The 26,053-nt window shown below is 42.2% G+C and carries 21 protein-coding genes; 14 read left to right on the top strand and 7 right to left on the bottom strand.

The genetic code is table 11. The features are described from left to right. Positions 1–30: 30 nt before the first annotated feature. The 4 genes from FN961_RS18705 to FN961_RS18690 all read right to left on the bottom strand — a co-directional run bounded on the left by FN961_RS18705 (position 31) and on the right by FN961_RS18690 (position 5,238). Positions 31–351, bottom strand: coding sequence for a YdbL family probable chaperone protein (locus FN961_RS18705; RefSeq protein ID WP_144041699.1), 321 nt, complete (start codon positions 349–351; stop codon positions 31–33). 27 nt (positions 352–378) lie between these two features. Then, complete coding sequence (locus FN961_RS18700) at positions 379–579, bottom strand: YnbE family lipoprotein (protein WP_144041698.1); 201 nt, start codon at positions 577–579, stop codon at positions 379–381. A gap of 98 nt (positions 580–677) precedes the next feature. Then, positions 678–4,181 (bottom strand): intermembrane phospholipid transport YdbH family protein, encoded by a 3,504-nt coding sequence (locus FN961_RS18695; protein ID WP_185972835.1) that lies wholly within the window; start codon positions 4,179–4,181, stop codon positions 678–680. 208 nt (positions 4,182–4,389) lie between these two features. Then, positions 4,390–5,238, bottom strand: a complete 849-nt coding sequence (locus FN961_RS18690; RefSeq protein WP_144041696.1) for a D-hexose-6-phosphate mutarotase — start codon at positions 5,236–5,238, stop codon at positions 4,390–4,392. Between the two features lie 400 nt (positions 5,239–5,638). Here FN961_RS18690 and FN961_RS18685 point away from each other — a divergent pair, with 400 nt between their 5' ends. The 3 genes from FN961_RS18685 (at position 5,639) to FN961_RS18670 (ending at position 9,304) form a co-directional block, all read left to right on the top strand. Next, positions 5,639–7,432, top strand: a complete 1,794-nt coding sequence (locus FN961_RS18685; RefSeq protein ID WP_144041695.1) for an acyl-CoA dehydrogenase C-terminal domain-containing protein — start codon at positions 5,639–5,641, stop codon at positions 7,430–7,432. Positions 7,433–7,923: 491 nt separating this feature from the next. Further along, a complete protein-coding gene (locus tag FN961_RS18675; protein WP_280525068.1) occupies positions 7,924–8,448 on the top strand; it encodes a YbhB/YbcL family Raf kinase inhibitor-like protein in 525 nt (174 codons plus the stop codon). A gap of 79 nt (positions 8,449–8,527) precedes the next feature. After that, positions 8,528–9,304 carry a helix-turn-helix domain-containing protein gene (locus FN961_RS18670; RefSeq protein ID WP_144041694.1) on the top strand — a complete coding sequence of 259 codons (777 nt, stop codon included), beginning with the start codon at positions 8,528–8,530 and terminating at the stop codon, positions 9,302–9,304. Between the two features lie 25 nt (positions 9,305–9,329). On the opposite strand, the gene FN961_RS18665 is transcribed toward FN961_RS18670, so the two are convergent. From FN961_RS18665 to cysZ, 3 genes are all read right to left on the bottom strand, one after another. Then, entirely contained in the window at positions 9,330–10,097 is a 768-nt protein-coding gene (locus FN961_RS18665; RefSeq protein WP_144041693.1) for a nuclear transport factor 2 family protein, read from the bottom strand. 284 nt (positions 10,098–10,381) lie between these two features. Further along, positions 10,382–10,819, bottom strand: coding sequence for a GyrI-like domain-containing protein (locus tag FN961_RS18660; protein WP_229814736.1), 438 nt, complete (start codon positions 10,817–10,819; stop codon positions 10,382–10,384). Between the two features lie 447 nt (positions 10,820–11,266). Beyond that, complete coding sequence (cysZ, locus tag FN961_RS18655; RefSeq protein ID WP_144041691.1) at positions 11,267–12,040, bottom strand: sulfate transporter CysZ; 774 nt, start codon at positions 12,038–12,040, stop codon at positions 11,267–11,269. A 216-nt stretch (positions 12,041–12,256) separates the two neighbouring features. Between cysZ and FN961_RS18650 the strand changes: the two genes are divergently transcribed. The 11 genes from FN961_RS18650 (at position 12,257) to FN961_RS18600 (ending at position 25,906) form a co-directional block, all read left to right on the top strand. Then, entirely contained in the window at positions 12,257–15,661 is a 3,405-nt protein-coding gene (locus tag FN961_RS18650; protein WP_144041690.1) for a chromosome segregation protein SMC, read from the top strand. A gap of 27 nt (positions 15,662–15,688) precedes the next feature. Then, positions 15,689–16,609 (top strand): cell division protein ZipA, encoded by a 921-nt coding sequence (gene zipA / locus FN961_RS18645; RefSeq protein ID WP_144041689.1) that lies wholly within the window; start codon positions 15,689–15,691, stop codon positions 16,607–16,609. Positions 16,610–16,677: 68 nt separating this feature from the next. Then, the gene (gene ligA, locus FN961_RS18640) at positions 16,678–18,690 is read left to right on the top strand and encodes an NAD-dependent DNA ligase LigA (protein ID WP_144041688.1); all 2,013 of its coding nucleotides are present in this window, start codon (positions 16,678–16,680) and stop codon (positions 18,688–18,690) included. A 213-nt stretch (positions 18,691–18,903) separates the two neighbouring features. Next, positions 18,904–19,395 carry a DUF1842 domain-containing protein gene (locus tag FN961_RS18635; RefSeq protein ID WP_144041687.1) on the top strand — a complete coding sequence of 164 codons (492 nt, stop codon included), beginning with the start codon at positions 18,904–18,906 and terminating at the stop codon, positions 19,393–19,395. Between the two features lie 144 nt (positions 19,396–19,539). Continuing rightward, entirely contained in the window at positions 19,540–20,007 is a 468-nt protein-coding gene (locus tag FN961_RS18630; protein WP_144041686.1) for a DUF2919 domain-containing protein, read from the top strand. Between the two features lie 662 nt (positions 20,008–20,669). Beyond that, positions 20,670–21,890 carry an HD-GYP domain-containing protein gene (locus FN961_RS18625; RefSeq protein ID WP_144041685.1) on the top strand — a complete coding sequence of 407 codons (1,221 nt, stop codon included), beginning with the start codon at positions 20,670–20,672 and terminating at the stop codon, positions 21,888–21,890. Between the two features lie 62 nt (positions 21,891–21,952). Beyond that, positions 21,953–22,768 (top strand): SDR family oxidoreductase, encoded by an 816-nt coding sequence (locus FN961_RS18620; protein WP_144041684.1) that lies wholly within the window; start codon positions 21,953–21,955, stop codon positions 22,766–22,768. Positions 22,769–22,808: 40 nt separating this feature from the next. After that, positions 22,809–23,438 (top strand): thiol:disulfide interchange protein DsbA/DsbL, encoded by a 630-nt coding sequence (locus FN961_RS18615; RefSeq protein ID WP_144041683.1) that lies wholly within the window; start codon positions 22,809–22,811, stop codon positions 23,436–23,438. Positions 23,439–24,208: 770 nt separating this feature from the next. Then, the gene (locus tag FN961_RS18610; RefSeq protein WP_144041682.1) at positions 24,209–24,871 is read left to right on the top strand and encodes an RNA polymerase sigma factor; all 663 of its coding nucleotides are present in this window, start codon (positions 24,209–24,211) and stop codon (positions 24,869–24,871) included. 94 nt (positions 24,872–24,965) lie between these two features. Then, positions 24,966–25,478, top strand: a complete 513-nt coding sequence (locus FN961_RS18605) for a UpxY family transcription antiterminator (RefSeq protein WP_185972834.1) — start codon at positions 24,966–24,968, stop codon at positions 25,476–25,478. Continuing rightward, positions 25,475–25,906 (top strand): glycoside hydrolase family protein, encoded by a 432-nt coding sequence (locus FN961_RS18600; RefSeq protein ID WP_229814737.1) that lies wholly within the window; start codon positions 25,475–25,477, stop codon positions 25,904–25,906. Before FN961_RS18605 ends, FN961_RS18600 begins: the two co-directional genes overlap by 4 nt. Positions 25,907–26,053 lie beyond the last annotated feature (147 nt).

The following is a 26,053-nucleotide window of genomic DNA, read 5'->3' as shown; positions in this document are numbered from 1 at the left end:
GCGGGCTTTTTTATTGGCTTAACTTGAGCGCTATTTCTTTACCCATTTGCCATTCGAGTCTTTTATATACTGACCACGTTTCGTTGCCTTCATGGCCTTCTGCGCCGCGAGTTTGGCCACTTCATTGACAGTGATGCCATTCTTCTTAGCTATTTTCTCATAATGCGCTTTACGCTTAGCGTTCACCTCTTTGGCAACACTGTTGGCTTGAGGTTCGTTTATGACGGTACCCAAATAACCGTTAGCTTGTTCACCCACTAAACCTTGAGATTTTGCATCCTGTAAAGAGATGGCAAATGCGTTTAAGCTCAGCAGTAAACCTGCAGTGAACACGAGTAACTTAGTTTTCATTCTCTACTCCTTATTTTGCTGAGTTGGTTAAAAAAGTTCATCATTGGTGAGTAGTTCATCGAGCTCTTTGTCCACTTTAATGCGTATCTCATGTTCAATCTTAACATTGAGATTAATCACGATGGGCTTATCCGGTGGTGCTATCTGTATTGTTGGCGTGCAGCCTGTCATCAGTAGCAGAGCGATAATTGCGCTTAAGCTAGTGCGTTGGATGGGCAATTTTTTCACAGCAAGTTCCTTTTAATCCTGTCTCTGAAGTAGTTTGAGTAGATAAACTATAACCAGTTTAAGATGACGATAAGCTGAACGCCTCAGTGTAATACAACTTAATTCATGGACTGTTCAATTTGAGTCTGCAGTTTATCGCCTATTTGCAGACTTTTTAAAAGCTGTAACATATTCTCTTCCTGAGAGTAGTTCAAGTGGATAGGTCGTTCAATCCCTTTTGCCTCTCCTTTCACATTAACGTTTAAAATAGCATCTCCTGACGGCGCCATATCAAAGCTGCTTGAAAGTTGCGAATACTCAAGATGTTCTAACGTTGAAAAGGCAAAGTCTAAATAGGGTTGTGAGTCTCTCATCTGATCAACACCAGGATTACCACTCAGTGTAATCAGTCCTCCTGGCGCTCTTGCGGCCAGTCGTCCACCACTGACCGACACTTTTCCACCGACCAATTCTACCGGTAGCACCCCATCAAATGTCCCATCAGCATGCAGACCAACTTGAGGTTGAATCGCGATAAGCTCTGCCAAACTAAGCCCTTGAAGTAATAAGTATCCGTGGGAGCGGTCTTTCAGCTTAAGGCTGAATTCAGGCAGGCTGAGTTTACCGCCCAAAAGCTTACCATCGGCATTCATCTGGATATCGAAATTCGACAGATTGGCAGGCACATTGTCAGCGGGTTCTATTTGGTTAGAATCTAAAGCGTGCTCTGAATCCAAAGAGACTAAGAGGCTGGCATGAGAGGTAAAGTCTTCAATAAGCACGCCTGGATTGAAGGCGGTAGCGGATAAGTTGATATCAGGACAGGAGAGTGTACTTTGCTCTTTAGTGCCCGAAGTCTCACCCTCTTGACTGCTGTGCAAGCTCAGTTGGCATTTAGCATTCATCATTGCCTCCTCAAACGGCAGCTCATTAATGCTGCCACTCAGTTCACTGAGTGTTGGAGTGAAATCGACAATAAATTGGCTGACTTTCTGAGTTGATGCTTTGTCCTCTTTATTTACCGGCACTCTCTTTTGTGTAAACTGATAGCGAGCATTAAGCGCTGCATGCCCATCGGCATAAAGTGTTGTCGGTAGCGGATAAGTTGATTCAATGAGCGAGATAACATGGCTGAGTTCGGTATCAAGATTGATTTTACCATTAATGGATAAAGGGGAAGCGTCGGTGTGTGCTAAATCTGGGGTGACTTTATGCTCTGAGTTGAGTTCAAGCCCGTCAAAATCCCACTGCTCTTGGGTCAATAAGCTTTCTTTATTCCAATTAAATGTTTGCGTCACAGTGCCTTGATAAAGCTGTAATAACTTTTCGGTTCTAAGACGCTTGTTCTTATGATAATGACGTTTTATCTCTAATCCCTCAATGTGATATGTGGCTTGATTCTCCCAAGGAGTTTGACTAAGCAATGTCGACACACTGATCCCGTGTTCAGGGTTCAGTTCTAGCGTCGTTGGCTTCGCTATTGTTAGGCTGAGTTTGGGAAGTTGCCCAGTGAACTCTTGATTTAATGCCCGCTGATTTATTGGCTTTGAGTTTAGTTTCGTGACATGGGTGAGTTCTGAGTCTGTTTGTTCTAGTGTGAAACTGGGAAGTGTGACCATTAATCGACGGTCATTGTCATCATTACTTTTATTGGTGTGAACACTGTTTATAAGGATGGTATCTAATGACGCAAATTTGGTCTCCTGGGTAGAGATAAACAATGATGGTGACGCTAATGGTGCCTGCAATGCTATTTCTTTATCTGAAAGTGCACTGTTCGGTTGTGCTAAAAGCTCATCTACCTGTTTATCTAAAAAGCTCACGCCCGATGAGGTTAACGAAAAGACGGATCCTGTGAACTGAAAATCACTTGCTGCCAAATCTTGCTTATCGCCTGAATCTCTTTGTGTAGTAGTGAAGTAACTTGGGCTGCTCGCGTTAAAGATTAGACTCTCAACTTCAAATTCGATCTCTTTGGTTTTAGATGAAGGTTGAGGATGATAGTAGCTCACTGGGCCGAGGGCTAAAGTGAGGCTAGGTAATGCCATAGAAACCTGACCGGAAACATAGCTGGCTTTAAGAGGAGAGTGGCTTAGTAAAGAGAGTGATTTTACCTTCATGTTCATCGCGGTCGGTTTTTTACCTTGGCTAGCGTGAACAGTAAGCCCATCGCTGGTGATTTGAGCTTGTGGGTCGATGTTGAAGCTAAATGCCGTTTGCTGCGCAGATGAGCTATCCGTTTCGTTATCTATCGGTTCGATTTTAAGGTCTCCTTGCAAAAACAGAGAACTTTTAGCCAGAGGAAATTTGAATAAGGGGACGCTTTTATCCACGTTCTTATCTAAGAGTTGTTCTAGATTCAGTGTGGCTTTCGTTTCTGCTTTCAGCGACCACACACTATTGAGCGCTAGATTGTTGGTCTCAGTCGGTACGTTAAGGTTAAACTCCTTTACTGAGCTGATGACAGAGAGTTTGTCAGTCTCAAATGAGAATTGAGCATTTGGGGCGTTTATTTCATGAGACTGAAATGAGTAGATGACCGGCTTATTGAGTGATAGTGCCACCGCTAATTTGTCAAATTCCTGGTTATTATTTTGATTGTTCAGATGGACTTGTTCGATAACCTTGCGCAGTTCGCCATTTTCAATGAGTGAAAGCAGTGAAGCTTGTTGCTGATGATCAGGAGCCAATTGCAGTGAGAGAGGGGACAGGGTTAATGATAAATCAGCAATATGACCTTTTATCTCAAACTTAAGCTGTCGGTTAGGTAAGTGTTGGCGTTCACGTTCACTTTTCGGAACTGTGGCCAAAGTACTTGGGAGTATGACTAAATTTGATAACTTGGTTAAGACCAACTGGCTATCAATCAGCTGATGTGTGGATTGCAACTGGGCGGTTTTAAGGTTTAAATCAGCTTGGCTATTTAGAGTTCCACTAAACTGCAATCCAAGTTCATCTAATCTTGCTTTTGCCTGTAACAGAATACTTAAGGCACTACTATCGTGAGCTTGTTGGCTTATTTGGGTTAACAGGAGCTGAAGCTGTTCAAAGACGATAGAACTTGAAACAGACCATTTTTTCTCATTTAGCCGGGCATCTAAGGCGAAAAGCTTTTCCCCTTGCTGGCTGAGAAAGCTGGTTAATCGTCCCTGTTTATCTAGTCTTAGGTACTCTAAATCTAGACTCAAACGCGTGGACGGGATCCCTTTAAGCGTGAGTTGCGTATAGCCAATATCAATTTGAGGAAGTTGGGCGATATCCAGAGCCAAAGTGGGTCCCTGTGAATCGACAGATTTACCTTCATTTGTCAGCACATCTGGGCTCAGACTGACATCAACACGACCTAATGTGATCTTTGTTAGTTGGTCAGTAGAAAAGTTAAAGGGAGAAAAATGCTTATCAAATGTAAGTTCAAGATCTTGGATTTTGATCTCGCTTCCTTTGACCTTTAATGTCAATTTTGGCAGTTGCCAATGAGTGAGCGAGCGGGGGCGAATCCTGAATTCAGTGATCTGAGTGTTATATTTGGCCAGATATTGATCCGCAATCTTTATTGCTAGCCACTCATAGCCAAAAACGATTGCTGTGAGTAGGCAAGTGCAGATAAAAAAAAGCGCGAGCATAAGCCGCTTGGTGCGGGATAAGATGCGGATCATCAATAGTTATTTCTGTGGCCTGTCAGTAGTGTTTGAGTTTAGCATGATGAAAATACAAATAGGTGAGAAATGCCTCGAGGACTCAGATTAGAGTCAGGTTAGATTCAGGAATATTAGAGAGACAAAAAAGGCCGAATGATTATCGGCCTTAGGTAAATAGTTAACGTGTGACGAACTAACTTTTCCAGCGGATCGTGGTAGTTAAGGTATGAGATTCATCTGGAGCCAAGGTTACCGCATCGTCGAGGACGTTAGCCGCTTCCAAGCAGACCATCGAAAGGTAATCGTCAGCATTAAATCGAGATAAACGTTGTGACTTGTCTATCCAAGGGTTCCAGAGTACGGCTGAATTGCTGTTTTCACGGCCGACTTCAATGATCCCATCTGAAGTGTGCAGTTCTTGAATGCTATTGAGCTTGGTGTAGACACGGTCTGTTTCTTTGTTGAATAGCACTTCATCGTCTTTTTGAGCATAGGGTCCTTCACCAAATTCGACATATTGAGAACCTTCAAAGCCGGTGGCTTTAAGTTTGGCGATATCGCCAATAGGGAAGTATGTATGCAGGGCTTGAGTAAAACTAATTGGGTAACCCGATAGGTTAGTATTTCTTAATGAGACCGTTAGGGTGTCATTTAAGATGAATAACATCTCCACGCGGGTATCATGTGGCCAATATTGCTTATCCTCTTCCCCTATTTTTAGGGTGAATTTGAGTTCGACACCTGTGTCTTTCATCTTTACTGATTCAAGATCCCATAAACGGGTGCGAGCAAATCCATGTTGCGGCCACTCAGGGTTATCATTCATGCCAAACCAAGGCCAGCAAACTGGGATCCCGCCCCTTATGCCGCTACCTGCTTGATAATCATCAGCATTTGAGACCCAAAGCAGCGGGGCTTGTCCTTTAGGCTGGAAAAAATCAATCTGTGCGCCTTGTAAAAAAATTCTGGCTTTACATGCTGGCGTATCAACATCTACATATTCCAAGCCGTTAGCGTGTTTCTTCGTTGTCACTGAACCCATGATCTGTTTCTCCATTCCACAATACTGGACTCGCTATCTTTGATTGCGAGTCGGAATAATAACGCGGTTAGCTTAGCCTGTTTTTCACTTTTTCATAAGAGGAAGTTGTCTTCAATTACGGTTTATGCTGTTCGGGGAATAAAACAACGTCTTTATATAAGAATATTTTATCTTAGAGGGTTATTAAGCGCTGAATAATAGAGATTACTTGCTTAAGATCAAATAGAAACAAGTGTGATCAGATATTGTTAACTTGTCATGAGGCTGCGATTTACTACGGCTGAATTAGCGTTGACGTAAACTGTCTCTTGTAAAAGTTAATATTTAAACGCATGATTGAAACCAATGTATGAAAGGTCTGAACTTTATTAGCTGCGTATAAAAATAAAAGGATTAGGGAATGCCGACATATCAAGCACCACTTCGCGATTATCAATTTGTATTAAATGAACTGCTTAACATCTATCAAGAGACTGAACTTAAAGGCTTTGATGAGATTGATGCAGATCTTAGCGATGCTATTTTGCAGGGAGTGGCTGATTTTGCCACCGAGATCATGTTACCTCTTAATAGCAGTGGTGACGTCGAAGGTTGTAAGCTGCTCGATGGTGCCGTCATTGCTCCTAAAGGATTTAAGGAAGCCTATAAGCAGTATGTGGAGAACGGTTGGGGCACATTAACTTGCGATCCTGAGTTTGGTGGTCAAGGTCTTCCTGAAGTCATCGGGGTGTTTGCCACTGAAATGAAGACATCAACCAATATGGCATTTGCCATGTATCCAGGCTTAACTCACGGCGCTTACTCTGCGATACATGTGCACGGTAGTGATGCGCTAAAGCAGAAGTACTTAGAGAAGTTGGTGACAGGTGAGTGGACCGGCACCATGAATTTGACTGAATCCCATGCGGGGACAGACTTGGCACTGTTACGTACTAAAGCGGTTGAAGCAGAAGGTGAAGGTTTGTTCGCGATTTCAGGTGAAAAGATATTTATCTCATCAGGTGATCACGATTTAGCAGAGAACATAATACATCTTGTGTTAGCAAGGCTTCCAGATGCGCCAGAGGGAGTGAAAGGGATCTCCTTATTCGCGGTGCCTAAGTTTTTAGTTAATGCAGACGGCAGCTTAGGAGCGGCAAATACATTGTGTGCTTCAGCACTCGAGCACAAGATGGGGATCCACGGTAACTCAACGTGCGTAATGAACTTCGACGGTGCGATTGGTGAGCTTGTGGGTGATGCACATCAAGGTCTACGAGCCATGTTTACCATGATGAACCAGGCGCGACTCGCAGTGGGTGTACAAGGGCTTGGCGTCTCAGAAATCGCGTATCAAAATGCACTTATCTACGCCAAAGACAGAATTCAGGGGCGTGGATTAAGTGGTGTTAAAGCCCCTGAAATGGCAGCGGATCCTATCTTAGTCCACGGTGATGTGCGTCGTATGTTGATGTCACAAAAAGCCTTTAATGAAGGGGCAAGGGCGATGATGGGTCAGCAAGCGCTATGGCTGGATAAAGCTGAGCGTCATAATGATCCTGAAAAAGCCAAGCAAGCCTCTAAATTAGCAGCGCTGTTTACGCCAATCGTTAAGGGGTTTGTGACCGATAGAGGCTTTAATGCCTGTGTCGATGCTCAACAAGTGTTTGGCGGCCATGGTTATATTCACGAATGGGGTATGGAGCAATTTGTTCGTGATATTCGCATTGCCATGATTTATGAAGGCACCAACGGTGTTCAGGCATTGGATCTGGTTGGCCGTAAGATATTATCTGATAAAGCAGCGACGCTCATGCAATGGTCAGGGCTTGTTAAACAGGTTATTGCTGAGAACATGGCCAATGAACAGATGAAGCCTTATATTGCAGGGCTAATGGATTCATCTGGCGATCTTGAAAAAGCGACCCAATTTATTGCGACCCATGCTGAGAAAAATCCAGATATTCTGGGCGCAGCTTCTATGGCGTATATGCAAATTCTTGGGATCACAGCATTAGCTTGGATGTGGACACGTACAGCATCGACCGCGTTAGCTGCACTTGAAGCAGGCACGACAGAAGCTGAGTTCTACCAAGGTAAACTGAAAACAGCTAAGTTCTACATGGGTTATTGGGCAGTACAAACCAGAAGCTTACGTAAGCAAATAGAAGCCAGCAGTGAGCAGTTAACCCAATTTGAAGAGTGTGATTTTTAGCCTCTATTTTATACCAATTGGTATTAGTGGCTAGTCACTGATTCAGCGTTAAAGACCCAGAGCATAAGTCGTGATGTATATTCGCTACTTATGCTCTTTTTTATGGGTGTTATACCAATCAGTATAAAGATTTGATCGCTCAGCGAGAGTTTAGCGCTCCTGAGTCAAGGCAACGAGTGAAGAACATAGTTATTCTACGGTTAAGCTCGTTAACACAGGATCAGAAGCGCAAAAACTCGCCTGTAAGGAGTGTTTTTGGCTGCCTACTTCAGCGTTGAATGAACTCACAAGGGAACAACCATTATGTCATCCATTCGCCTTGAATTAGTTTGCCAAAAAACACTCTGAGTAGATCAACTTCTTATACTGATTGGTATTAATAACTTAAAAATTCATATGATTGACATTTTTAATGATTTTGAACTTTAATGTAGACTTATGCGGTTTGATTTGACTTACCATGACCTCAGTTTATTAACAGGAAGCTTATCATGAAACTGAAAACCTTAATTATCCTAATGGCGGCAGCGGCATCATTTTCAAGCCAGGCATTAGAGCTCAAAAGTAAAGACATTCACGAAGGTCAATTGATGAATAGTCAATTTGAATTTTCTGGCATGGGATGCGATGGAGGGAATGTCTCTCCTGAACTGACTTGGTCTGGTGCGCCCGAGGGCACAAAGAGCTTCGCAATCACTGTATTTGACCCAGACGCACCTACTGGCAGTGGCTGGTGGCATTGGAGCGTATTGAATTTGCCTGCAACGACTCAACATCTAGCGCGTGGAGCCAAGATAACTAAGGGCCTTGAAACTCGTACTGATTTTGGCAAACCTGGCTTTGGTGGAGCATGTCCTCCAAAAGGTGATGGCATGCACAGATACCAATTTACAGTGTGGGCGTTACCACAAGCAAAGATCGATCTGCCTGCAGATATTTCACCTGCAGTTGTCGGGTTTACGCTTAATAGTATGGCGTTAGATAAAGCAGTGCTTACTGCGACGTTCGTGCGTTAAATATTGGTATCACCCAAGCGCTTGGAGATAGTGAAGTCTGCTGGAGTTTTCAGGTCGTTTGGGTATCAATGGGGATAACATGGCTAATTTAATCAGTGTGCATCGATTTAAAAGCTCACAACCACAAGCGTTAAGAAATGTACCCGTTTATATCCCCAGTATTATTTTGGTTGAAACAGGTTATAAATTACTAAACTGGCAGACTGAGACGTTAACGTTCGATAACAGTAAATGGTTATTTGCTCATGCAGATCAATCTCTTACTTTCATTAATCAGCCATCTACAATTCCATTTCGTTCGATACAGATCTGTTTTTCGTCAGCGCCAACCCCAAGCATTATTGAGGCCATGGCAGATGTGGCTGTTTATCAGGCCAAGTCACCAGAAGTGAACTCAAGCGCTAAACTCGATTTTGCGTTAAAGCAGTTACTTGCCATGCAAGAATTGGAGTTTAATGTGCAGACTCAGCAACAATATCTCAATGCTTTTTATCAGGTGTTGTTAGAGGTTGGGGTACTGCATCTACTCTTTCCGGTATCAGTGATATCAATGCGCGCGAGAGTCTGCCGTTTTTTCAGTAGTAATCCAGCTAAACCTCATCTGATTGATGAACTGTGCGAGCACTTTGGCTTGAGTAAATCGACCTTAACCCGTCGATTGGCCAAGGAGGGTACGACGTACCGTGATCTCCTTAGCGAGGCGCGTATGCTTCATGCACTGAGCTTGATGCAGACTAGGCCCTATAAACAACTCGAACTGGCTTTGGCTTGTGGTTATCAGTCTGAGTCACGATTCGGTCAACGATTTTTTAAACAATTTGGACTGACCCCGAAACAGTATATGAAGACGGTTTAGTCGGTTAATTATGCTTGATTGTGATCTAGAATTTACCGTTATTGTTCTTCCACTCTGATTTTGGCACAATCGCCTCTGCTGTATCCCAATGCTCTACCAGTTGATCTTCAGATACCCGAAAGAGATCATAGAAAGAGCTGTGAATACCACCAGAAAAACCTTCGCAAACAGATAAGACAAAGTTACCCTCCGCAAGTATTCGATGACATTGGTTGTACTGGATTTTTAATGAGCCTGTTGGCGTTGTGTCTGACAGTGCTGATACTAGCGAAGCAAAACCAGCGCCCATGTTTGGGTTATGTTCGGTGTAATGTTCACCATTAATGTAGTGGGGCAGTTTATCAAGCTGTCGTTCAATGAGTATTTCGTTAACGAATGATTTTACTATTGTTCGATTTGATTCCGTTTTTGCAAGATCTGACACTTCAACAGCGCCGTCAACCATACTAAGACCTGCAGAGTTCGGGCTTCTACGTGGTTGGATGTTATCCCAATGCTCGACAGTTTGTTCCCCTTCAAATCTGAATACTTCAAAGCCTATTCTTTGGCTACCAAAGTCATATTCAGTATGGGCAAATACATAATCGTGGTCTGAAAAAACACGCACTATATTCACCCGTGGTGAGGTCTTCGACAGCCGTTTAAATAAGGCCGCTAATCCTTCGCCCCCTTCATGAGTTTCTGGGTTATGTTGTATGTATTTTTCAGGATTGACGACACTGACGGCATCCTCATCCCCAGTTTCGATACCTTTGAGTAGGGTGACAATTTGCTTTTTTCTTGTTGAGGTCATGGGACTCCATTTCTATTTCTATGATCGAATGGTGGGCTGTAGAACTGTGGTGTATAACGAGATAAAGGCTGAGTAGGTTTGATGTATAAGCTCTTTCTTAAACAACGTACATCTTCTCTACTAAGATTTCAATCTAACCAACAGAGAGGAACTCTTATATATGTTGAGCCATCTATTTCGATATAAATTATCAGCTCATTATTGAGAAAAGAAAGTAGGGCAATGTGGTTGGAGGTGAGTGATATTTTGGGTCACTTTTGGTATAGATACATGTTATGTTTTAATTAGCTGACTTGAAACCTTAGTACCGTTTTCAGTTTTTCAGGGGCAACTTTTCTAGTATCTGATAGGTATATTTCTCGGTGTACTTTTGACAAACGAGTGTGACCTGCAGATTGTGCGAAAGATTCCATTGCATCAAAGCTAACAGATTCGTTTTCAAATGGTCCTAAATGGAGCATCTGGATGCACTTCCCATCAGAAATTGATTTGAATTCAACTTGGTTCAATAGAGGATTTGGTTTCTTTTGTCTCACTAAATTAAGCATCTCACAGTAGAGATGTTCATCGACAAAGTCTGGTTGGCGGATCATCAGTTGATACACAAGATCTTTCTTATTTATCGTGCCCGAGAAATGCTTTTTAGTGGCTTCATTAATATCCCAAACTCCCTCTAATGGATAAACAGTGAAATCAAAATAGCCTGCAGGTTTAATTTCCATTTTCTTAGGGACCATTTTTATGGCATAAGCCAGCGAATACAAGGTGCCAATGCTCTGGGTATTTTAAAATACAATAACACTGTTTAAATAATGAGTAAGTAGGAAGTTAGTACCATTGCTTAGGCCACTACAGCAGACATTGAAGATAAAGCGCATCAGGATCTTGAAATCCGTTCAGTATGATGATTTTCAAAAATTAATTAGTTTTGCTGTCGACGTTAGCTTATTCAATAAAAATCAAATCGAAAATAGAGATGAACATGGCTCACGGCAGGTGATAGATGGCCATGATGTTATGACTTCAAATTAACCCAGAAATAAAATCATAAGATGAGTGAGACTTCATTCAAAGGCTCACTCACTGTCGTTGATCACTAGAAATCCTGTTATGTGATTCAATAACCCATTTAAAATCAAACAATCCAAGTTAAACGTCAACCGTCGACGTTACTCTGGGGCGATGTCTGGGTGTTTATAGGCTTCACGATACTTATCGACCCACATGGATGTTGCACCACAAATGGCGACGGGCATGACGATAAAGTTAACGATTGGGATCATCGAGAACAATGTCACTGCCGCACCGAAGCTAAAGCTGCTGCCTTTAGTTTGGTTGAGGGCAAACTTCATATCTCCAAAGGGGACTTTGTGATTATCGAACGGATAGTCACAATATTGAATTGCCATCATCCAAGCACTGAACAGAAACCAGATTATAGGCGCGAAAGTTTGCCCGACAAAAGGGATCCAAAACAGGATAAGGCAGATGATGGCTCTGGGGAGATAGTATTTTAGCTTAATCCATTCCCGGCCTAAAATTCTTGGTAAGTCTTTGACCAGATCGATGGTTGTGCCGGTATTGAGGTCTTTGCCTGTGAGGTATTGTTCAACTTTTTCGGCCAATAATCCATTGAAGGGAGCGGCTAACCAGTTCATCACTGAGCTAAACAAAAAGGAAAGTACGACAAGCAGGGTGAGCACTGCCAGCGGCCACAATAGGAAGTTTAACCAACTCAAATAGTCAGGAAGTTGAGCAGAAACCCAGTCAAACATGAGTCCGAGTTGGCCTATTGCAAAATAGAGTACGCCAGCGAATAGCACTAGGTTTATCATTAATGGGATAAACACAAAGCTTCTTAGCCCTTTGACTTTAATCAGGCTAAATCCATCGAGAAAATAATTAACCCCACTTTTTTGGGATCTTTCAGTAGTTTGGTTCATAAATTAGGCACGACGATTGAATAAGAAAATCCTTAACTGAATTGTGTTCCAGTCATCGAGGGATGACAAGTGATATATCAGTAAATAAGCAATAAAAACGTTACAAAATACTGCATGCTTTGGTAAAGTAGCCCCTAGGAAATCAACACTTAATAAGCTCTGTTCCGCTAATTTATTGCTATAACAACATTAGCTGAAAACGACCTAACTGGCACCATGAGACTCAAACAGATAAAACTTGCTGGATTTAAGTCGTTTGTCGATCCAACTAAAATACCTTTTCTTAATCCGTTAACCGCTGTCATTGGTCCAAATGGCTGTGGAAAATCCAATATTATCGATGCCGTTCGTTGGGTGTTGGGTGAAAGCTCAGCTAAACATTTGCGTGGCGACTCGATGGCTGATGTCATCTTTAATGGCTCGACCGCAAGGCGACCCGTCTCAGTGGCAAGTGTTGAACTGCTGTTTGAAAATCAAGATGGGCGGTTGTCGGGTGAGTATGCCAGCTATCAGGAGATCGCTGTTAAACGGCAAGTCAGTCGAGATGGGGATTCAAACTACTTTCTTAACGGTCAAAAATGCCGCCGTAAAGACATTACCAGTCTTTTTATGGGGACAGGTCTTGGGCCTCGCAGTTACGCGATTATTGAGCAGGGCACCATTACCAGACTGATCGAATCTAAGCCTCAAGATCTGCGTGTATTCATCGAAGAAGCGGCGGGGATCTCTAGATACAAAGAGCGTCGTCGTGAAACTGAAAACCGTATTCGACATACCCGTGAAAATTTAGAGCGACTGGGTGATATTCGTAACGAATTAGGCCGACAATTAGATAAATTGGCAGAGCAAGCCACTGCAGCTAAGCAGTACCGAGAACTTAAACATTCTGAACGCAAGTTAGACGCAGAACTCAGTGTGAGTCGTTACAGCGAATTAACTCAGTTGATGGAAAAGTTAACTGGTGAGATTAATCTACTTGATGTCGATTTGGCTGAGTTGTTAGCGTTAAAGGAGACGACTGAATTAAGCCTGACGCAAATTAAGGTACAGTCGGTTGAACTTGATGGTCAGGAGCAAAAGAAGGTAGAAAATTTCTATCTTTGTGGTACTCAAATTGCCAAGCTTGAACAGGAACTTAAGCACAGACAGCAGCAAGACGCACATATCGACACGCGTATCGAAGAGATAGTGGTTAAAGTCACCAGCCAACTTGCGTTGCTGAACACCGATGAAGCCATGACGGCTGGATTATTATCTGAACTTGCTAAGCTAACCCCAACTTTTGATACCTTGAGTGAACAAGTCAGTAAAGCAAAAGCTCAGTTGCATGAACAGGACGACTTGACTGAACAACTCGCTCAAGGGGTGAGTATTCAAAAAGAGCAGGTCTCCACATATCGACTGGATCAGGAGATGGCTCGAGGGAAGTTAAGCCATCATCAGTCGATGCTGCAACATAAATCCCAGCAAAGCATAAAAGTGACACAGCAGCTAGAAGAGCTGAAGATTAACAGTGCTGATCACACAGAACTCGCGCAGTTCGATGAACTTGAACAACTCACGGGAGAGTCTGTTACCCAACAGGAGATCATCGAAGAGTTAGATGAGAGATTTGAGTCTGCTAGTCAAACCCAAGTTAAGTTAAAAGCTAAACAGGAAGCCTTGAGTCAATCTCTCGCCGAAGAGCGTGGACGATTCTCTTTGGTGTCAAAATTGCTGCCTGATGAGAGTGAAACTGAAGGCCAAGCATTATGGCAGTTACTTGAGGTTCAGCCTGGCTGGGAGAAAGCGGTTGAACTGCTGTTTGATGGTTTATTAAAAGTCCCTGCTTTGCAAGAGGGTGATGAGATGGGCTTTGCTCTGTTTGAACGGCAAAGCTGGCATGGTGTTAATGCTCATGCAAATTTATCCCCTTGGTTAGCGAATGTGCATTGGGTTGACACATTAGCCCTAGCCAAGCAGCAACTTGATTCACTGGCAGATAATGAACGTATTGTTACGGCAGATGGCTATCTGCTAGGCAAAGGTTTTTGCATTAAAAAAGGTACAGATTCAGCATCATTAGTTCAGTTAAAGCGAGAACAAGAAGCGCTGGAGCAAAGTATCCGTGACTCAGAGATTCTGTTAAAAGAGATTAACCGAGCTTGTGATGAACATGCCGCCATTTTGATGTCCTTAAAACAGGAACTCAATTTAGGGAATGAGCGGCTACAACAGCTAAAACTCTCGATAGCCACGCTTAGTTCTCAGCTAACGGCATCCAAACAGAGGGCTGCAGAGCAAAAAGTGAGTGTTGAGCGGCTAGACACTGAGCTGAAGCAGCTGACATTGGGTGTTGAGCAAGGGCAATTAGAGGAGAGCAAGCTTGTTCAGAAGCTTATTGAAGGCGAATCTCTCTTTAAAAGTGCCAGTGAGCGATTAATTGAACTTGAGGGGGAATATCAATACCACCATATTCAGGTTCGAGGGCTTAAAAGTCATAGAGATGAACTTAATAATCAACTAGATGAATTAAATAGTCGCATTCAAGCATTGAAGACTAAACTAGGATTAAAAGAGCAATCAATTGTTCAACAACAAGAACGAATTGAAGAGCTTAAGCTGGCAAAAAAGGCGCTTAGACATCAACTTGTCGAGCAAGACCGTCAAGGTGATGGTCAGTTAAGTGCGCTAACGGAGCAGTTAAGCCATGCTTTAGCGCAGCAGCAAATAAAACAAGAGCAGTTAGCTCAAGTTCGTCTGCAACAAGCTCAATTAGAAGAAGCGAGTGACAGCGCAGGATTAAAGAAAAAACAACAGCTTGGAAAGATAGAACGCTTGACTCAATCTATCAGCACGTTAAAGTTACGTCGTGAGGGAATAAAAGGTCAAGCTGACAGCCAAGCGATGCAGCTCAAAGAGCAAGAGATAGACGTCGACAAAATCCATGCTGACATGGAGATGAATATCTCTCTGGCGGCTCGTCAACGAGAACTTGAACGGATCAGAGCCAGAATCAATCATCTTGGGGCGATCAATTTGGCCGCCATTGAAGAGTTTGATCAACAGAGTGAACGTAAGCTTTATTTAGACAGTCAAGATACCGATCTTACCAAGGCGCTGACTAGCCTTGAAGAAGCGATTCGAAAGATTGATAAAGAGACCAAAGTTCGCTTTAAAGAGACCTTTGATAAGGTCAATAAAGACTTAGGCTTACTCTTTCCAAAAGTATTTGGTGGTGGGAGCGCTCATTTAGCCTTAACTGATGATGATCTGCTAGAGGCTGGCGTGACCATCATGGCAAGGCCACCAGGCAAAAAGAATAGTACTATTCACCTTCTTTCTGGTGGAGAAAAAGCCTTAACCGCTTTATCATTGGTGTTTGCGATATTTAGACTAAATCCAGCACCATTTTGTATGTTAGATGAAGTGGATGCACCTTTAGATGATGCCAATGTCGATCGTTTTTGTCGCTTGGTTAAAGAGATGTCTCAAAGTGTGCAGTTTATTTATATCAGCCATAACAAGATCACCATGGAATTGGCCGATCAGCTGATAGGAGTCACTATGCATGAACCTGGAGTTTCACGTATAGTTGCAGTTAATATTGAAGAAGCGGTGGCGATGGCCGACGCGGTATAACAATTTACAGTAAAGACAGGGTAACCAATGGAAAATTTGCAACTGGTATTGTTTGCATTAGGTGCGATTGCAATTATCGCAGTACTTGTGCACGGTTTTTGGTCAATCAGGAAGCAGCAACCTAAATCATTAAAAGAGAGCCCAATGTCAGGCTTTTATAAGAACCAAGCATCGGCGCGTGACTCACAAGGTTTCGACTCCGACGGTATTGGCGAGGTGAGGGTTAAGAAAAGTGCGATGGAAGATGATGACGTTGCCGACAATACCCAAGCTGACACTCAACAATTTTCAGTAAAAACAGATACTGTTGATGATGAACAAGAATTTACCTTAAGCGATGCATCAGTGCAGCGCAGTTCACGTCAACGTACGGAGCCCGTAATTTCGGCTAAGTCTCAGGATGATGACGTTCAGATGGAGTTAGGCTTAGGACAAAATAGCCAAAGTTCACTGTTTGACACTGTCGAGACCGAGGTCGTTGCAGAACCCGTACCAGAGCCAGAAGTGAAAGTTGAAGAAGCGAAACCATTAGGCGATCCCAAAGATGTATTGGTGTTGCATGTGGTCGCCAATGAAGGTGAAGAGTTAAATGGTGCAGAACTGTTACCTTGCTTGTTGTCATTAAACTTCAAGTTTGGTGATATGGATATTTTCCATCGTCATGAAGACAATGCTGGTAATGGCAAAGTGCTGTTCTCATTAGCAAACATGGTGAAACCAGGCATATTTAATCTGGATGACATGGAACAGTTTACAACTGAAGGGGTGGTGTTATTTATGACATTGCCTTGTCATGGTGATCCATTGATGAATTTCTCCATTATGCTAAATTCAGCCCATCAACTTGCCGATGATGTCGGTGGCCGACTTTTAGATGGCGGTCGAGCAGAGTGGAACGAAAGCACTAAGCAAGTATACCTGCAGCGTATTCGGGCACAGCTTGACTAATTACCCATCAAATTTAAATTAGAAAGGCCGCCTTTGCGGCCTTTTTCACGTTTATCTGGAAATATAGAATGCACGCGATAGAAGAGATCAAACAACTAACCGACACACTCAACGAGCATAATCATCGTTACTATGTTGAAGACTCGCCGAGCGTTCCCGATGCTGAATATGACCGTTTAATTAATCGTCTTAAAGCGCTTGAAACGGAACATCCTGAGCTGTGTCTTGCAACTTCACCAACCCAGAGAGTTGGCGGCGTCGCGTTAGCTAAGTTTGAACAAATTACCCACCTAAAACCCATGTTAAGTTTGGATAATGTGTTTAGTGAAGAGGAGTTTGAGGCCTTTTATAAACGTATTAGTGGGAAAACCAGTGAAGCGCCTCACTTTTGCTGTGAGCCTAAGCTCGATGGCTTAGCCGTCAGTATATTGTATCGTGATGGTGTCTATGAGCGTGCTGCCACACGAGGTGATGGCACAACGGGTGAGAACATTACTGAAAACGTACGCACGATCCTCTCTATTCCACTGACATTACGGGGTGATAACTTTCCGCCTCTACTAGAAGTTAGAGGTGAAGTGATCATGCCAAAGAAGGCGTTTGACGCCCTCAATGACAGAGCCAGAAAAAAGGGAGACAAGCTGTTTGTTAACCCAAGAAATGCCGCTGCGGGAAGCCTGAGACAATTAGACAGCAAAATCACCGCGAGCCGCGCTTTAGGGTTTTACGCGTATGCCCTTGGTGTGGTTGAACCTGAATCGTGGCCTTTGGCTGATACTCACTACGGCCAATTAATGCAGCTTAAATCATGGGGTTTTCCTGTGAGTGCAGAAGTTAAGCAATGTCATGATGTCAGCTCTGTTGTGGCTTATTACACCGACATTATGACGCGTCGAGATTCGCTTGATTATGAGATTGACGGTGTTGTGATCAAGGTTGACAGTATTGAGCATCAAGGTCAGTTAGGCTTTGTTGCTAAGGCGCCAAGGTGGGCCACCGCGTTTAAGTTTCCAGCTCAAGAGGAGATGACGCTACTGGAAGGGGTTGATTTTCAGGTTGGACGCACAGGCGCTGTAACGCCTGTGGCTAGACTGAAACCGATATTTGTTGGTGGTGTGACGGTATCAAATGCAACCTTGCACAACGCTGATGAAATCGCTCGTTTGGGTGTAAAAGTGGGTGACACAGTGATCGTGCGACGAGCTGGTGATGTTATTCCGCAAATCGTTGCTATTGTGGCCGATAAACGTCCGGATGATGTTGCTGACATCGAATTCCCGAAAACATGCCCAGTGTGTGACAGTATGGTAGAACGGATTGAAGGTGAGGCGGTAGCACGTTGCACTGGCGGATTATTCTGTGAAGCTCAACGTAAAGAAGCCATTAAACATTTTGCCTCCCGTAAAGCTTTGGATATCGATGGTATGGGGGACAAAGTGGTTGAGCAGCTGATTGATAAAGAGTTGGTTGAAAGTCCTGCTGATCTGTTTAAGTTGACGGCGTCGGCGATCACTATGCTAGATCGTATGGGCATGAAGTCAGCCACCAACTTAGTCGCCGCCATTGACGTTGCTAAAACCACCACCTTTAACCGTTTCCTATATGGCTTAGGAATAAGAGAAGTGGGTGAGGCTACCGCTGCGAATCTGGCTAATTACTTTAAGACATTAGATAAGTTGAAAGCTGCTGATGCCGAAACCTTTATTAAAGTCGATGATGTCGGCGCAATCGTGGCTCAGCATCTGACCCATTTCTTTGCTCAACCACACAATCTTGAAGTGGTGGATTCGCTGGTTGATGCGGGTGTTAATTGGCCCGATATCGAAGAAGTAGCTGAAGAGTCTCTCTCTTTAAAAGGTCAAACTTGGGTACTGACAGGCACGTTAGTTCAGCTCAACCGTAACGATGCGAAGGCAAGATTACAGGCTTTGGGGGCAAAGGTGGCTGGCAGTGTCTCTAAAAATACTGACTGTTTAGTGGCTGGTGAAGCGGCAGGCTCTAAGTTAACCAAAGCTCAAGATTTAGGAGTGAAGGTGATCGACGAAGAAGCGCTGTTACAACTACTTTCAGCTTCAGAATAACGCTTAAGGACTAGCTGGATACCAAGTAAATTGATATCCAGATCTTCTGCTTAACGATTTATCTCCTTATCCGCTTTATGACTCAACTCGTTCCTGTAATGCCGTGTAATACGAAGATGCTACTCGATTGGCTACTTTTAATCTTACTTACCACTTTGGTAAGCATCATGTTCGTTTGTTTATCGCAAATGGAAGTTATTAAAAGGAATTACCATGAGTAAAGAAAATCAGGTTGGACTATTTCGCGTTTCCTATGTTATTTCGCCTTCTGTTGCAGGCCAGCCATTGTTAGGTGCACCTCAACTCACATTAGAGTTGGTAGTCAATACCGTCGATAAAACGGTGAATGGTGTAGGCCATGTTGTTCAAGCAACCAATCCGCCAGTTAATGTTATTTCACAATTTGTCGGCGAGTGGTCTTATATGTGCACAATGGATTCGTGCAATATCTTAGTTGTTGCTGATGGGTTCGACTTCTCATCTATTCTTGTTGGCGGCCAGCCGGTTGAGCATAAGAACGTAACCTTACGTATGTCTCTGAATGAAGATTGGCAATCTGGTGCGGCAAATTTCTCATACTTACATGATGGAGAGTGGCATCAGGTTGAAGCAGCTCACGTGAAAGTGTCAAGTGATGAGACGCAACACAATTTAGATGCGCTAACCACTTTCACGAGTGTAAACAAGCCTAGTGTGATTGGGTAAGTGATTTCACTAGATTAAGATGTTAAAAATGACCCTTTACCTTGTTTGGTAAAGGGTTATTGTTGCTATGATCTCTCATCGGGATTGAATTTATTATATTTGTCTCCATATCTTCAGGAAGAAAGAGACTGATAAGGTAAGTTTGTGAATTTTAGTAATATTACTTGGCTTGATGACAAGGGCCATATTAAACCTCCAATATATCTCTATTTGATGTTGGTGTTCATTGCTCGAGGCTGGTGTATCTTTATAGCTTCTTTGACTCAAGCGAGCGATCGAGCAGGCTTAGTCGCACTTTTCTATCCCCAAAAAGTTGATTTTATCATGGCGTTAATCGCTGGAGGTGGGGCATTACTGCTTTACGCTTTTGTTATTGCCGAACGTAAGCGTTCACCTACTTGGATAAGGCCTGTCTTTAATCAGTTAAAGTGGTTGCTGTTACTATTATTGTTACTCGATGGGATTTTGCTGGTTGAGAGAAGTATCAACTCCCACTATCTGTACAGTTGGAGCATGGGGTTGGATGGATTAATTCTGTTTTGGAGCTTTATCTATCTGTTTAAATCTAAGCGTTTGAGTTATTACTTTGCGGATTGGAAAAAAGAGTCGTGATCCTGTTTTGGCATTGTCATTAAACGTATTTGAATTAACAGCAAAGCGCTGCTATCGACAGCGCTTAAAACGCTTAATTTACAGTGATAGGAGGTGATTAACTCACAATGATCTACTACCCATGTTCTTATATTCCCCAAAAGGCAGTTGGTGCTAGTACGGTATAAGTGTTATTTAAAGGCACGATTTTCATCACTTAGTCATTGTTAAATAATAAAATTATCTTATTTCAGCGTAACCAGATCTGTTTGTTTTTCTTACCTAAAGCCCTGTGGTTTTCTACGCCTTACGCATGATTTCTTATCCCCTTTAACTACTCACTTTAGCGTTAATCCCTCTAATGGCTGGTGTTCTTAAATAGACAAGGGCACCGTTGTCAGTAGACTGTTTTTATATACTTAATTTGTCTATTAAGATGTATTTTTATATTAAAAACCTGCTTTAACATGGTACTAAATGGGTAGAATTGTGAAAAATATCATTTAATTTGAAATAGTTTAATATTTAGCTTATTACAACTTTCTTAATGTCCTATAGTTATCTCATTAGGTTAGGTGGGCTTTTATTAGGGTATTATGCTTAAACGGAATGTAAGTTCGATATTGAGTGTGTTTTCCGACAATTTAATCGCCTGAACAAAAAATTTATTGGGAGTTCACTGAGTGGCTAGAGCCGAACAGGTACATTTACCTTTAGCTAAGTTACAGATTGGGATCACGATAAAATTGCCACTTTCATGGAAGAATCACCCCTTCCTGTTTAACCGCATACAAATCAAAGAAGAAGTCCAAATTGAGCTGATAAAAAGCTTAGGCATTCCCTATGTTATTTTGTTGGCGGGGGAAGAGCTGTTAGTCGAAGAAGAGGAGACTAGCACTGAGGAACTGCCTGAAATTAAAAAGATAGATCCTGAAGTTGATCTTAAATTGCAAGTTCGTAAATCCCTAAGAGTGAGTCAACAACGATTTATTAAGAGCGTGAATGATTGCAGAACTGCGTTTAGTAAAACAGGGAGCGATCCCGAAGGGGCATATCATAGCTCAGTGACATTAGTTGAAGAGATGCTTGAACATATGTCAGAGGTTGAGCTTCCAGAGCTCGCGCTAGTGAGTGCAGGAGAGTCGGACAGCAGTATTACTCAACATGGGATTTCGGTCGCGGTGGTTGCCTTAATGATAGCTAAAGCGATGAAGCTGAATCAATCGGATATGAGGGACATCGCCCTAGGGTGTTTATATCATGATGTAGGTAAGCTCAAAGTACCTGACGCCATTAGACGTAAGAAGGGGGCATTGACAGAACATGAAGTTAACTTTATGAAAATGCACCCTAACTATGGCTATGACATGGTCAGTAAGTCAGGGTTATTTCCTGAGCAAGTGTTGAATATCATCCTCCATCATCACGAATTTATTGATGGTTCTGGTTACCCTGATGGACTGAAAGGCGACAAAATTCCACTGACGACGCAGATTGTCAGTTTGTCTAATGATTTTGACCAACAGCTATGGGCTGAAGATGTACGCTCTCCGCAGGTGGCATTAGGTTACCTGTTTAAGAACCGGGCTGGTAAACATGATAAAGAGTTGATGGCCTGTTTAGTTCAAATTTTAGGTATCTATCCTCCTGGGACTATCGTACAACTCTCGGACATGAGTATCGGTAAGGTTATGATGACCACTAAAGAGGTTAAGCAACCCCAAGTATGGGCGTGTGAGCCTGACGGCAGTGAGTCTAGTTTGCGCTTTTTAATGCAGGAAAAAGTGACTGTTGAACAAGTGCTAAAGGTTGAAGAGCTTTCTGGTGGCGCAATAAAGGTACTGCAACCTGAAATGGGCATCAGTTTCTACTTCAATGGCGTCCCCAATGAGCTTCCTGTCTGACTCTGGTATCTTAATGCCCCTTTCGCTATTATGTGACAAATTGTGGACGCATTGGATATACCTTGAATATCAAAACCGTGAGTATTGTAGGCTGTGGTTGGTTTGGTTTACCGCTGGCAAGAGAATTAATTAATCAAGGCTTTACGGTCAGTGGCAGTAAGAGAACAAGCGGTGCTGCTAGCGAACTGAATCGAGACAATATAGCCGGATTTACCCTAGATCTGGACGATGACAACATCGATGAGCAAGCGATAACCACTCACCTTCATACCGATGCAATAGTGATCAACATTCCTCCCGAGATCCGAAAATCCCCCGGTGCCTATCTCCAGCGATTAACTCTTCTTAAACGCATGATGGCAAATCATCCATACAAGAAACTAATCTTTATCAGCACTACAGGTGTGTACCCCGCATCACCGAATCGAGTTACAGAGCAAGACGCCCAACCTCACTCACCGGCAAGTGAAATTTTATTGCAAGCTGAGAATATTTTCAGAGATAACAGCAACAGTTGCGTGATCCGATTTGCGGGTCTGGTTGGCCCATCTAGGAACCCTGGGCGATTTTTAGCGGGTAAGAAAGATCTGGCTGGTGCTGATTCTCCTGTGAACATCGTACATTTAGATGATTGCATCGGTGCTGTCGCATGCGTGTTAGTCAACGAGAAAACCGATGCTATTTATAATCTCTGTGCAGCAGGGCATCCGACCCGTAAAGATTTTTACGCCAAAGCAGCGCAATTACTGTCTCTTATTGAGCCTGAATTTAGCCTGGAAACTCAAATGGCAAAAGAGATTGATGGTGGCAAGATCACTCGCGATTTAGGATTTAACTATCGACACAAAGATCCAATGGATATGCTGACGGAATGTTAGTCATTCAGCTATTTAAATTGAGCGAATTAACGGAGGTAAGATGAAAACAATAACAAAACCCTTAATGGCAATTCTGTTTCTCTGTGCTGCTAACCTGATCTCGATGGGTGTAGTGGCAAAGCCCTATGTTGAAGGAGTTGATTATACCCTGGTCACAGGGATCCCTGAATCAAACTTACCTGTTGTGAGGGAGTTTTTCTCCTATAACTGTCCTCACTGTTATCGTCAGGATCCCCTTTTTACGGAAACGGAAGAACTGCTTAAAGGAAAAGTCGAATTTGCCAGAACGCCAGTCGGTGCGGGTCGAGCAAGTTGGATCTTGAGTCAAGAGGCTTATTACTTAGCGAAAAAATTCAAGCTGAGTCCACAACTGCATGGCAATATATTTAAGCGTATACATGAAAAAGGGCAAGCGTTTACTCGCAAGGACCAATTAACTGATTATTTCGTCAAACAAGGTGTTAAGCGTGCTGATGTAGAGACTGCAATCAACTCTGTAGATGCAAGTGTGGCAATATCACATTATGACTCTCAAGCTCAACTCGCTGGTATACGGGGTGTTCCTTCGTTACTGGTCAACGGCAAATACCTTATATCCTCTAAGCACAGAAGTGCAGAAGAACTCGTTGAACTGGTCACTTACCTTTCTGTACTTGAAAATAAGCAGTAAACAGCTCCTACAAGTTGTTATCGTTAGCCTTCGAATGTGCAGGCTAACGATATTTTCATTTTGTTTCTGGCTTTGTTTTCCATAAGTTTAATATTTGATCCTGACCTTAATGCTCTTTAATTATTGTAGGGTGTGAGAGTAATCGAACAATGAAAAAGCCTTAATTCCCACAAACTCTATTTTTAGTCACTCAATAATATTTTCGAGTCAGCCTTAGTGAATCATTCATGAAATATATATTTATGTCTATTTACTACGATAATAAAGGATACTCAACGACAAGGTTTGTAATTTTTTTAAAATATTCATGCACTAAACATAAACCATGCCTTACAGTGGTTACTCACGGCTAACACGGGTTAAGTCATTACTTGAATAGTCAAACAGTAACCTCCTGAATCCCACCTGTATAGCCTCTCTCATTTATTGCCTGTTTATTTATTTATATGACTGAATTTTATCAATTTTCATGTTGATTCAATATGTGAAGTGACGAGTGAAAGTGCTTAGTAAATTTGTAATATTGTAATATTGTAATATTAGCGGTATTGTTAAATATTTGATCTATATGGACCTTTGTTTTTTGTTGTTCATATAAAATATACCGTTTACCACCCGATTGCTTGTCTGTGTTAAAGTTGATTTTTTTCAATTAATTACGATATGTCTATAGGTAGTTTTTATATATTTTTCCACAGCTCTGAGATATTCACAAAACAATGGGGAATAGCGTCATGTAGAAACCAATAATTAACAAGTGCGGATATGCAATGGCTAATTTTTGCGAACTAAAATCGAAGGAAGAGTTAGTAAATGAAATTCATGAGCTAAAAGTTAAAAAAGAATTAGAAAGTAGATTTTACGAATTAGAAATCAAAGAAAAACTAGAAAATAAATTTGGTGAATTAGAAGTGAATGATGAGTTAGTCAATGAGTTTTGGAAAGCATGGAGCTTAAACGAAGAAAGGTTGGGTAATTGTTGTAGGAAATGGTTAAAAGGACACTTAGATAAAGTGGATGATGCACTATCTGTTACTAGGGAAAAGTCATATTTATTTATTAAAGATAAGTCTCCTGAAATCGATAACCTATATTCATTTGTTTGCCGAACCGCATACCATGTGTGTATGGATATTTTAAGGCAGCATAAGAGAGAAAATTCTCTGATTACCAAGGTTCGCCATCTAAATGGAAATGTATATTTTTCTGAAGGTGTCAGTGAAGTTCTTGAAGATCAACTTGTTAGGGAGCAGAGAATTATTAACTTATCCGAATGTTGGTCAACATTGCCAGAGAACCTTCAGGAAATTCTAGAGCATCGCTTTATTAATGAGCTTGATTATCCAGAGATAGCAACGCTCTTAAGTTTAAGTCAATCAAATGTCAGAAAACGGGTTCAACTTGCTAGAGAGAAGCTCCGTGAAGCAAGTTGATTTGTAATATCGTTCCCATGTTTAATTTTGAACGCCACATTTTGTGTCGTTACGGGGCTATATTTCGCTTAGACCTAATGAAAGGAGAGTTAGAGTGAATGATAAGCAAAGCTGGTATGCGATCTATACCAAACCCAATGCCGAGAAGAAGTTACATGCCCGTTTGATTGAACGTGGATTTGAGTCTTGTTTACCCATGAGGTGGGTAGAGAAGGTTTGGAGTGATAGAAAAAAAATGATTGAGGAGCCAGTGTTTAAGTCATACCTCTTTGCTCGTTGTGATGATCAGGGTCTGCATGAAATCAAAGCCTTAATGGGGTTCTCTTATTTCCTACGTTTTGGTGGTTACCCTGTGACGATTCCAGATGAACAAATCGAGATGTTAGCACAACTTAATGAACTTCATCAGGAGATGGAAGCCCTGCCGACACAGTTGGTAAAAGGTGACAGAGTAAGAGTGCTTTCTGGACCTTTGAAAGGGAAAATCGGTTTCTTGGTCCAGCATTGTGGTAAATATAAAGTTGGCGTCAATATTGCTGAATTGGAACAAACATTACTGGTGACATTACCTGAATCTGATTTGGTAAAAGAGGAGGTTGCCGCATGAGTTTTTTAAACTGGCGATCCCGAGAAAAGTTGACAGAGATGTTAATCAAACATGAAGGCATGGTTCTCAAATCTTACCGTTGTACAGCCGGGAAAAACACGATTGGAGTGGGGCGTAATCTAGATGATGCAGGGATCAGTCAGGAAGAAGCTCTGTTATTACTTGCCAATGATATTGAGCGACTGGAATTAAGACTGACTTGCCGTCTTCCTTGGATAGTCAAACTGCCAGAGCCTCAGCAGTTGGTTTTGTTAAACATGGCATTTAACCTTGGAGTGGGGGGATTATTGAAGTTTAAAAACATGCTGACAGCCCTCGAAAGGCAAGATATTAGATCCACTCAGCATGAAATGCTAAATTCTCGTTGGGCTCGTCAAGTAGGCTATCGGTGCGATGATCTTGTTAAATTGGTTGCGAATAAAGAGTAAAGCAAACATTTTATTCACACCATGGCTGTACTGACGTCTTAACTATAAGCTCAATAATTTAATTAGTTAAAATTCTATTATTTATTAGTATCGTATATTTTTCGTATTATTGATTTAATGGGAATATATATTCGATATAAAATGGAA

The organism is Shewanella hanedai, assembly GCF_007197645.1.
Classification (GTDB): domain Bacteria; phylum Pseudomonadota; class Gammaproteobacteria; order Enterobacterales; family Shewanellaceae; genus Shewanella; species Shewanella hanedai.
This window is presented reverse-complemented; position numbering and strand designations above follow the sequence as displayed.